This is a genomic window from Microbacterium sp. FG3 (assembly GCF_057809335.1).
In genome coordinates, this window is sequence record NZ_JBMDJT010000009.1 from 74,842 (window position 1) to 84,272 (window position 9,431).

The 9,431-nt window shown below is 72.8% G+C and carries 8 protein-coding genes, 1 pseudogene and 2 riboswitches; of the genes and pseudogenes, 5 read left to right on the forward strand and 4 right to left on the reverse strand.

Features of this window, described 5'->3' with window-relative positions; all coding sequences use genetic code 11:
• Position 1: 1 nt before the first annotated feature.
• The 3 genes from gcvP to ACODR5_RS05135 are packed head-to-tail and all read right to left on the reverse strand — an operon-like array spanning position 2 to position 4,421.
• The gene (gcvP, locus tag ACODR5_RS05125) at positions 2 to 2,806 is read right to left on the reverse strand and encodes an aminomethyl-transferring glycine dehydrogenase (RefSeq protein WP_488982941.1); all 2,805 of its coding nucleotides are present in this window, start codon (positions 2,804 to 2,806) and stop codon (positions 2 to 4) included.
• A 50-nt stretch (positions 2,807 to 2,856) separates the two neighbouring features.
• Complete coding sequence (gene gcvH, locus ACODR5_RS05130) at positions 2,857 to 3,240, reverse strand: glycine cleavage system protein GcvH (protein ID WP_488982937.1); 384 nt, start codon at positions 3,238 to 3,240, stop codon at positions 2,857 to 2,859.
• Positions 3,237 to 4,421: a glycine cleavage system aminomethyltransferase GcvT gene (locus ACODR5_RS05135; protein ID WP_488982938.1), complete on the reverse strand. Its 1,185-nt coding sequence runs from the start codon at positions 4,419 to 4,421 to the stop codon at positions 3,237 to 3,239. Before ACODR5_RS05135 ends, gcvH begins: the two co-directional genes overlap by 4 nt.
• A 43-nt stretch (positions 4,422 to 4,464) precedes the next feature.
• Positions 4,465 to 4,556, reverse strand: a riboswitch (glycine riboswitch).
• Positions 4,557 to 4,650, reverse strand: a riboswitch (glycine riboswitch).
• Positions 4,651 to 4,831: 181 nt separating this feature from the next.
• Here ACODR5_RS05135 and ACODR5_RS05140 point away from each other — a divergent pair.
• From ACODR5_RS05140 to ACODR5_RS05160, 5 genes are all read left to right on the forward strand, one after another.
• A complete protein-coding gene (locus ACODR5_RS05140) occupies positions 4,832 to 5,803 on the forward strand; it encodes a methionine ABC transporter ATP-binding protein (protein WP_460817335.1) in 972 nt (323 codons plus the stop codon).
• Positions 5,800 to 6,543: a methionine ABC transporter permease gene (locus tag ACODR5_RS05145; protein WP_449853406.1), complete on the forward strand. Its 744-nt coding sequence runs from the start codon at positions 5,800 to 5,802 to the stop codon at positions 6,541 to 6,543. The genes ACODR5_RS05140 and ACODR5_RS05145 overlap by 4 nt, the downstream gene beginning before the upstream one ends.
• 32 nt (positions 6,544 to 6,575) lie before the next feature.
• A complete protein-coding gene (locus tag ACODR5_RS05150) occupies positions 6,576 to 7,388 on the forward strand; it encodes a MetQ/NlpA family ABC transporter substrate-binding protein (protein ID WP_449853407.1) in 813 nt (270 codons plus the stop codon).
• Positions 7,389 to 7,540: 152 nt separating this feature from the next.
• Entirely contained in the window at positions 7,541 to 8,140 is a 600-nt protein-coding gene (locus ACODR5_RS05155; RefSeq protein WP_460817405.1) for an NUDIX hydrolase, read from the forward strand.
• Complete coding sequence (locus ACODR5_RS05160) at positions 8,137 to 9,027, forward strand: glycosyltransferase family 2 protein (RefSeq protein ID WP_488982939.1); 891 nt, start codon at positions 8,137 to 8,139, stop codon at positions 9,025 to 9,027. The genes ACODR5_RS05155 and ACODR5_RS05160 overlap by 4 nt, the downstream gene beginning before the upstream one ends.
• 7 nt (positions 9,028 to 9,034) lie before the next feature.
• Here the strand turns inward: ACODR5_RS05160 and ACODR5_RS05165 are convergent.
• Positions 9,035 to 9,431 (reverse strand): annotated as a pseudogene (locus tag ACODR5_RS05165) (hypothetical protein); the annotation flags it as partial.

A 9,431-nucleotide genomic window follows, 5' to 3' on the forward strand; every position in this document is an offset into this window, starting at 1 on the left:
ATCAGGCGAAGGCCTCGATCGGCGGGCACGCGCACACGAGGTTGCGGTCGCCGTAGGCCTGATCGATCCGGCGCACCGGCGGCCAGTACTTGGCCGCCGTGATGCCGGCCGGGAAGACCGCCTCCTCGCGCGAGTACGGGTGATCCCACTCGCCCACGAGCGCGGCGGCGGTGTGCGGCGCGTTCAGGAGCGGGTTGTCGCCCGCCGGCCACTCCCCCGCGGCCACGCGCTCCGCCTCGGCCTTGATCGCGATCATCGCCTCGACGAAGCGGTCGAGCTCGGCGCGGTCCTCCGACTCCGTGGGCTCGACCATGAGCGTGCCCGCGACGGGGAACGACATGGTCGGGGCGTGGAAGCCGTAGTCGATGAGCCGCTTGGCGACGTCGTCGTTCGAGATGCCCGTGACCGCCTTGAGCGGGCGCAGGTCGAGGATGCACTCGTGCGCGACCCGTCCCTCCGCGCCGGCGTACAGCACCGGGTAGTGCTCGGCCAGGCGCGCGGCGATGTAGTTGGCACCGAGCACCGCGGCGTCGGTCGCCTCCGTGAGGCCCTCGAGCCCCATCATGCGGATGTAGGCCCACGAGATCGGCAGGATGCTCGCCGAGCCGTAGGGCGCGGACGACACCGGTCCGATGCCCTCGGTCGCATCCTGCGCGAGCGGGTGATTCGGCAGGAACGGCGCGAGGTGCGCCTTCGCCGCCACCGGGCCGACGCCCGGGCCGCCACCGCCGTGCGGGATCGCGAACGTCTTGTGCAGGTTGAGGTGCGACACGTCGCCGCCCAGGTCGCCGAAGCGCGCGTGGCCGAGCAGCGCGTTGAGGTTGGCGCCGTCGATGTACACCTGGCCGCCGGCCTCGTGCACCGCGGCCGTGATCTCGAGCACGTCGGCCTCGTACACGCCGTGCGTGGACGGGTACGTGATCATGAGCGCGGCGAGCGTATCGGCGTGCTCGGCGATCTTCGCGCGCAGGTCGCCGAGGTCGACGTTGCCGAGCTCGTCGCAGGCCACGACGACCACGCGCATGCCGGCCAGCACCGCCGAGGCGGCGTTCGTGCCGTGTGCCGACGACGGGATCAGGCAGACGTCGCGGTGCTCGTCGCCGCGCGAGAGGTGGTAGCCGCGGATCGCGAGGAGCCCGGCGAGCTCGCCCTGCGAGCCGGCATTCGGCTGCAGCGAGACGGTGTCGTAGCCCGTGAGGTCGGCGAGCCATCCCTCCAGCTGGTGGATGAGCTCGAGCGAGCCGGCCACGTCCTCGCGCGGTGCGAACGGGTGGATCCGCGAGAACTCCGGCCACGACACCGCCGCCATCGCGGTCGCGGCGTTGAGCTTCATCGTGCAGGAGCCGAGCGGGATCATGCCGCGGTCGAGCGCGTAGTCGCTGTCGGCGAGGCGCTTGAGGTAGCGCATCATCGCCGTCTCGGAGTGGTGCGTGCGGAAGACGGGGTGCGTGAGGATCTCGTCGGTGCGGCGGAGCGGGTCCGGCAGCGCGTCGGATCCCACTCCGAAGGTGCCGAAGGAGCGTTCCTCCGGCCCGCCGAAGGCGAGCGCCACGCGATGCAGGTCGGTCAGCGTCGTGGCCTCCCCGACCGCGATGCCGACGGTGTCGACGTCGACGAGCCGGAGCTGGACGCCGAGCTCGCGTGCGCGGGCGACGATCGCGTCGGCCCGACCCGGGACGCGCGCCTCGACTGTGTCGAAGAAGCTGCCGTGCACGACCTCCGCGCCGGTCTCGACGATCCAGTCCGCCAGCAGGCGGGCTCGGGACGCGATGCCCGAGGCGATCGAGCGCAGCCCGTCCGGCCCGTGGTAGACGGCGTACATCGCCGCCATCACGGCCAGCAGCACCTGCGCGGTGCAGATGTTGCTCGTCGCCTTCTCGCGGCGGATGTGCTGCTCGCGCGTCTGCAGCGCGAGGCGGTAGGCCGGGGCGCCGTCGGCGTCGACCGAGACGCCCACGAGGCGCCCGGGCAGCTGGCGCTCGAGGCCCTGGCGCACGGCCATGTACCCGGCGTGGGGGCCGCCGAAGCCGAGCGGCACGCCGAAGCGCTGCGTCGAGCCCACGACGATGTCGGCGCCCATCGACCCGGGCGAGGCCAGCAGCACGAGCGCCATGATGTCGGCGGCGACGACGGCCTGGCCGCCGGCGACGTGCACGGCGTCGATCGCGGCGGACGGGTCCCACACCCGCCCGGAGGCACCGGGGTACTGGATGAGCGCGCCGAACAGCTCCTCCGGCAGCGTCTCACCCGCGGCGAGGTCCACCTCGACGAGCTCGATGCCGAGCGCCTCGGCCCGCACGGCCAGCACGGCCTTCGTCTGCGGCAGGGTGTCGGCGTCGACGGCGAACAGGTTCGATCCGCCGCGCACCGCCCGGCGCGCCAGCAGCATGCCCTCGGCGGCGGCCGTGGACTCGTCGAGCATCGACGCGTTCGCGACGGGCAGGCCGGTGAGGTCTCCCACCATCGTCTGGAAGTTCAGCAGCGCCTCGAGACGCCCCTGCGAGATCTCCGGCTGGTAGGGCGTGTACGCGGTGTACCAGGACGGGTTCTCGAACACGTTGCGCTGGATCACGCTGGGCGTGATCGTATCGCTGTATCCGAGCCCGATCATCGGCGAGAGCACCCTGTTCTTCGCGGCGAGCGCCCGCAGCTCGGCGAGCGCCTCGGCCTCGCTCACGCCGGTGCGCGGCATGACGCCCGACGTGGCCTCGTCCGCGCGGATCGCGGCGGGCAGCGCCTGCGCGATGAGCCGCTCGGTCACCCGCACCTCGTCGCGCGCCGGCTCGATGCCGATCGCCTCGAGCATCGCCGCGTGGTCGGCCTCCGAGGTGCCGATGTGGCGGCGGGCGTAGTCGCTCACGCCTCGCCACCCGTCAGCGCGACGTAGGCGTCACGGTCCATGAGGCCGGCCAGCGGCTGGCCCGACAGCTGCACGCGCACGAGCCACCCGGCACCGAACGGGTCCTGATTGACGAGCGACGGGTCGGCGTCGACCTGGCCGTTGAGGGCGATGACTTCGCCGTCGACGGGCGCGTACAGCTCCGAGACCGACTTGGTGGACTCGATCTCGCCCATCACCTGGCCGGCCGTGAGCGCGGCGTTGTCGGCGGGCAGGTCGACGTAGACGACGTCGCCGAGCTGGTCGGCGGCGTAGTCGGTGATGCCGATCGTCGCGACGTCGCCGTCGACGGCGACCCACTCGTGCTCGGCGGTGTACTTGAGGGCGGCGAGGTCGGTCATGAGTTCCTCCGGTAGAAGGGCAGGGCGGCGACGGCAGCGGGGATGCGCGTGCCGCGGACGTCGATGGTCAGGTCGGTGGCGGAGGCGGCGTCCGGGCGGACGTACGCCATGGCGATGGGGTGGCCGAGGGTGGGGCTGAGGGCGCCGCTCGTGAGCTCGCCGACGCGCTCGTCGCCGCGATAGACGGGGTAGCCGGCGCGCCCGGCGCGGCGGCCCTCCGTCGTCAGGCCCACCAGGACCGGCGCCTCGGGGCGCGGTTCCTTCGCCGCCTCGCCGATGAAGCCGGTCCTGTCGGCCGGGATCACGCGACCGAGCCCGGCCTGCACCGGGACGACGTCGCGCGAGAGCTCGTGGCCGTACAGCGGCATGCCCGCCTCGAGGCGCAGCGTGTCGCGCGCGGCGAGTCCCGCCGGCACGAGCCCGTGCGGCTCGCCCGCGGCGAGCACCGCCCGCCACAGGGAGGCGGCGCGGTCGACGGGGATCATCAGCTCGAAGCCGTCCTCGCCGGTGTAGCCGGTGCGCGCGATGAGCAGCGGCGCGCCGTCGAAGCGCGCGCTGGCCCAGGCGTAGTACCGCTGCTCGGCCCAGGGCGTGTCGAGCTCGGTGATGCTGCGCGTCGCCTCGAGGATCGCCTGGGCGGCGGGGCCCTGCACGGCGAGGAGGGCGTGCGCGTCGGTGACGTCCTCGACCGTGACCTCGAGCGGTCTCGGCTCGCTGCCCTCGCTCGACCCGTCTCCGCTCCGCGGCTGCGCCGCTCCGGTCGACGAGCGGAAGGCCGACGCGCGCTCCTGCAGCGCCTGCGCCACCGCATCGCGGTTGCCGGCGTTGGCGACGACGAGGAAGCGGTCGTCCGCGAGCCGGTAGACGATGAGGTCGTCGATGATCCCGCCGTCCTCGGCGAGGATCATCGTGTACTTGGCCTTGCCGACGGCGAGCGCCGACAGCCGGCCCGCGAGCGCGAAGTCGAGGAATGCCCCGGCGCGCTCACCCGTGACGAGGATCTCGCCCATGTGAGAGATGTCGAACAGCCCGGCGGCGGTGCGCACGGCGTGGTGCTCGGCGAGGTCCGAGCCGTACCGGACCGGCATCATCCAGCCGCCGAAGTCGGTGAAGCTCGCGCCGAGCGCCTCGTGCTCGGCGCGCAGCGGGGTGTCGCGCGGGGCGACGGGCGGTGACTCCATGCGGGGCTCCCTGAGTCCGGCACGCGCCGAGCGGCGCCGTGCGAACTCCCCCTCTGTCATCGGCCTGAGAGTTTCGACGGGCCGAGCCCGTCTTTCACCGTCGGCGGGAGCGTGGGCTCCGCTTTCCAGAGTGGCCCGATCTGCGCGGTACGCATACCTGAGAGATTGGCGGGGAGGCTTGCTCCTTCGGTGCCCGGCGCGAGGACCGGGGCTCTCCCGCGACAGATCATGGGGCCCGTGTGCTGTTGTGGCTCCATGCTAGGCCACGCACGTTTCGCGCGGATGACGGAACGCGCCGTCACACAGCGTCACGCGGATTCGGCGGATCGGAGCGGATCGGGGAGGATCGAAGGGTCGACACCACCGGCGGAGCGGCGCGCCGGCGGCGTGCCGCGATCTGAAGCAGGCACATGATCACCATCTCCCACCTCGTCAAGAGCTACGGCCCCACGCGCGCCCTCGACGACGTCTCGCTGACCGTCGAGCGCGGCGAGATCTTCGGCGTCGTCGGCACGTCCGGCGCCGGCAAGTCCACCCTCATCCGGGCCGTGAACGGCCTCGAGAAGCCCGACTCCGGCACGGTCGAGGTCGACGGCAGGGCCATCACCGGCCTGAGCGGCGCCGCGCTGCGCGAGGCGCGCCACGGCATCGGCATGATCTTCCAGCACTTCAACCTGCTCTCGCGGCGCACGGTCGCCGGCAACGTCTCGCTCGCGCTCGAGGCGCAGGGCCTCGGCCGCGCCGCCCGCCGGGCGCGCGTCGCCGAGATCCTCGACCTCGTCGGCCTGGCCGACCGCGCCGGCCACTACCCGGCCCAGCTCTCGGGCGGGCAGAAGCAGCGCGTCGGCATCGCCCGCGCGCTCGCGACGAACCCGAAGGTGCTGCTGAGCGACGAGGCCACGAGCGCCCTCGACCCCGAGACGACCGCGAGCATCCTCGCCCTGCTGCAGCGCCTCAACCGCGAGCTGGGGCTGACGATCCTGCTCATCACGCACGAGATGGACGTCGTCAAGCAGATCTGCACGTCGGCCGCGCTCATGCAGAGGGGCCGGATCGTCGAGGCGGGCCGGCTGCGCGAGCTGCTGCGCACGCCCGGATCCGTCATCGCCCGTCAGCTGTTCCCGCTGGGCGAGGCGCCCGCCACGCCGGGTTCGACCGTGCTCGACCTGACGTTCACGGAGCTGACGGCACAGGATCCCGTGATCGCGCGGCTCGCGCGCGAGCAGGGGCTCGACATCGGACTGCTCGGCGCGGCGATCGAGACGATCGACGGCGTGCAGTCGGGCCGCACGCGCCTCGAGCTGCCCGCGGGCGCCGACGTGGCGCGCGCGATCGCGTCCCTGCGCGAGCAGGGCATCGTCGTCGAGGAGGTGGCCGCGTGATCGACGTGAACGCGCCGGATTTCTGGCCCACGCTGTTCGCCAACCTCTGGAAGGCGACGCTCGAGACGCTCTACATGGTCGGCGCCACGATGGTCGTCACCTTCGTGATCGGCCTCGTGCTGGGCGTGCTGCTCGTGGCGACCGATCGCGGCGGCGTGCTGGAGCGCCCCTTCGGCAGCCGCGCCGCGGGACGGGCGATCAACATCGTCCTGTCGGTCGTCGTGAACATCACGCGCTCGATCCCGTTCCTCATCCTCATGATCGCGCTCATCCCGTTCACGTTCCTCGTGCTGGGCACGTCGTTCGGGTCGACGGCGGCGATCGTGCCGCTGTCGATCTCGGCGATCCCGTTCTTCGCGCGGCTCGCGGAGATCGCGCTGCGCGAGGTGCCGGACGGGCGGATCGAGGCGGCCGAGGCGCTCGGCTGCACCCGCTGGCAGATCCTCACGAAGGTGCTCGTGCCCGAGTCGCTGCCCGCGATGATCCGCGGCTTCGCCACGACCGTCGTCTCGATCATCAACTTCTCCGCGATCGCCGGCACGATCGGCGCCGGCGGGCTCGGCGACCTCGCCGTGCGCTACGGCCACCAGCGCTACAGCACGGAGTACATCATCTGCGTGGTCATCGTGCTCGTCGTGCTCGTGCAGGGCCTGCAGACGCTCGGCGAATGGCTCGCCAAGCGCCTCGACCACGAGCGCTCCGCCGGTCGCGCCGCCGTCACGGCCGTCGTGGCCTCCTGATCCTTCTCACCGCCCCACCGAAAGGCACCACCATGTCCCGATTCACCCGCTCCGCGGCCGCCGTCACCGGCGTCGCCGCGCTCGCCCTGGGCCTGACGGCCTGCGGCGGATCCTCCGACGCCGAGGGCGAGGGCCTCGGCACGATCTCGGTCGGCGCCACCGCCGTGCCGGCCGGCGAGCTGCTGCAGTTCGTCGCCGACGAGCTGGCCCCCGCCGAGGGCCTGACGATCGAGATCCAGGAGTACAGCGACTACAACACCCCCAACCCGGCGCTGTCGCAGGGTGCGAACGACGCGAACCTCTTCCAGCACGGGCCGTTCCTCGACCTCTACAACGAGGACGCGGGCGACGACCTCGTCAATGTCGGCCCCGTGTACCTGCCGCCGCTGGCGCTGTACTCGGAGAGCGTCGAGTCGCTCGAGGACCTGCCGGAGGGCGCGACGATCGCGCTGCCGAACGACGCCTCGAACGAGTCGCGCGCGCTGCTGCTGCTCGCCTCGGCCGGCCTCATCGAGACGACCGACGCGCCCACGACGATCAGCGACATCACGGCGAACCCGAAGGGCTTCGAGTTCAGCGAGATCGACGCCGCCACGCTGCCGGCCGCGCTGCAGCAGATGGACGCCGCCGTCGTCAACTTCAACTTCGCCTCGGCCGCGGGCATCTCCAGCGACCTGCAGCTGCTGAGCGAGGGCCAGGACAGCGAGTACTTCAACATCCTCGCCACGCGCCCGGAGCTCGAGGACGACCCCCGCGTCGAGAAGCTCTACGAGCTGCTCACGTCGGACGAGACGAAGGCGTGGATCGAGGAGACCTACGACGGTCTCGTGATCCCGGCCGAGTGATCTCAGCAGTGTGATCGCCGCCGAGTGATCCCGGCCAATCCGGACCTGCCCGCCGACGCGGATACCCTCGTAGCGTGAGTGAGGGTATCCGCGTCGCGGTCTCGACCGTGATCTTCTCCCTGCGGTCGCGCCCGGAGGCCCCCGACGCGCTCATGCTGCCGCTCGTGCGGCGCACGCGAGACCCGTTCCGCGGCGACTGGGCGATCCCTGGCGGCTGGCTGCGCGAGGACGAGGGGCTCGACGACGCCGCGGCGCGCACTCTCGACGGGACGACGGGGCTGAGCGCCAGCTACCTCGAGCAGCTCTACGCGTTCGGCGACGTCGACCGCTCCCCCGGCCGCGTCGTCTCGATCGCGTACTGGGCGCTGCTGCGTCAGGACCTCGTCGACGCGCAGCTGTCCTCGCGCCCCGCGCCCGAGAACGTCGCGTGGTTCGACGTCGACGCGCTGCCCGCGCTCGCGTTCGACCACGACCGGATCGTCGCGTACGCGCTGTGGCGGCTACGCAACAAGGTGGCCTACAGCCGCATCGCGGCCGGCCTGCTGCCCGACGAGTTCACGCTGACCGAGCTGCGCGAGGTGTACGAGGCGGTGCTCGGGCGGCGCCTGGATCCGTCGAACTTCCGCCGCCTCATCGAGGGCTCCGAGGCGCTCGTGCCCACCGAGTCGTTCCGCACGGGCAAGCACCGCCCCGCCCGGCTGTTCCGCTACAACGCCGAGGTGGCGCTGGCCGAGAACGGTCCCCTCGCGTGAGCGGCGCGGCGGTCACGGTGATCGTGGCCGGCTGGAACATCGCCCCCTACGCCGACGAGGCACTGACCTCGCTGCGCGCCCAGACCCGCGAGGACTGGCGCGCGATCCTCGTCGACGACGGCTCGGACGACGGCACCGGGGCGGACTTCGACGGCTTCGCGGCGCTCGATGCGCGCTTCACCGTCGTGCACCACCCGGAGCGGCGCGGACTGGGCGCGGCGCGCAACGCCGGGCTGGAACGGATCGACACCCCCTTCGTCGGCTTCCTGGACGCCGACGATGTGATGGAGCCCGACGCGCTCGCCCTGCTCGTGGGCGCGCTCGAGCGCAGCGGCAGCGACATCGCCGTCGGCGCCTATCGGCGGCTGCGCCCCGCCACGCGCGGCTACCTGCTTGGCGACGTGCAGCCGTGGGTCGCCGCCTCGACCGCGCCACCGCGCGCGGGCGCGACGCTGGCGGAGCATCCGGAGGTCGTCAACAACATCGTCGCGTGGTCGAAGGTCACCCGCGCCGAGATGTGGCGCGGGCTGCGATTCCCGGCGGGGCTGTACGAGGATCAGCTCATCGCGCAGGAGCTGTACACGCGGGCGCGGCGGATCGACACGGTCGCCGATCCCGTCGTGCGCTGGCGGGTGCGCCCGGACGGATCGTCGATCACCCAGGGCGAGGCCCGCATCGAGGTGCTCCGCGCGGTGCTGGCCGCCATGCGCGCCGGTCTCGAGGTGCTGCGCGAGCGCGGCCCGGAGGTCGCGGTCCTCGCGCGCGCCTCCACGATCCTCGGCATGGACGTGCCGCGTCTCGGGTGGCACGCGCTCGACCACCCCGATCCCGCGTACCCGGCCGAGCTGGAGGCGTTCCGCCGCGAGGTCGCCGCGCTGCTGCCCTGATCGGGCATCAGGCCTCGGGCACCTCCGGATCGGCGGGCGGGAGCGCGATGGCGCCGGTCGCGAGCGCGGTCCCCTCCGCGACGGGCTCGTCGGGAGCGCGGTCGGCGCGGCGCCCGGCCAGCTCGGCCTCGGCCGGTCCCTCCTCCGCGGCGACCTCCGCCTCGATCTCGTCCTCCGTCTCGAGCACCCGCGTGGAGGCAAGCTGCTCGGCCGCCAGCTCGGCGTACAGCCCGCCGCGGGCCAGCAGCTCGGCGTGCGTGCCCGACTCGACGATCCGGCCCGCCTCGACCACGTGGATCACGTCGGCGTCGATGACGGTCGAGAGCCGGTGCGCGATCGACAGGGTCGTGGGGGGGGGGGGGGGGGGGGGGGGGGGGGGGGGGGGGGGGGGGGGGGGGGGGGGG

What these genes read in the sequence shown, in the direction of transcription:
- gcvP (WP_488982941.1), bottom strand. Translation starts at nt 2,806, where the DNA reads ATGCTCGAGGCGATCGGCATCGAGCCGGCGCGCGACGAGGTGCGGGTG.
- gcvH (WP_488982937.1), bottom strand. Translation starts at nt 3,240, where the DNA reads ATGACCGACCTCGCCGCCCTCAAGTACACCGCCGAGCACGAGTGGGTC.
- ACODR5_RS05135 (WP_488982938.1), bottom strand. Translation starts at nt 4,421, where the DNA reads ATGGAGTCACCGCCCGTCGCCCCGCGCGACACCCCGCTGCGCGCCGAG.
- ACODR5_RS05140 (WP_460817335.1), top strand. Translation starts at nt 4,832, where the DNA reads ATGATCACCATCTCCCACCTCGTCAAGAGCTACGGCCCCACGCGCGCC.
- ACODR5_RS05150 (WP_449853407.1), top strand. Translation starts at nt 6,576, where the DNA reads ATGTCCCGATTCACCCGCTCCGCGGCCGCCGTCACCGGCGTCGCCGCG.
- ACODR5_RS05155 (WP_460817405.1), top strand. Translation starts at nt 7,541, where the DNA reads ATGCTGCCGCTCGTGCGGCGCACGCGAGACCCGTTCCGCGGCGACTGG.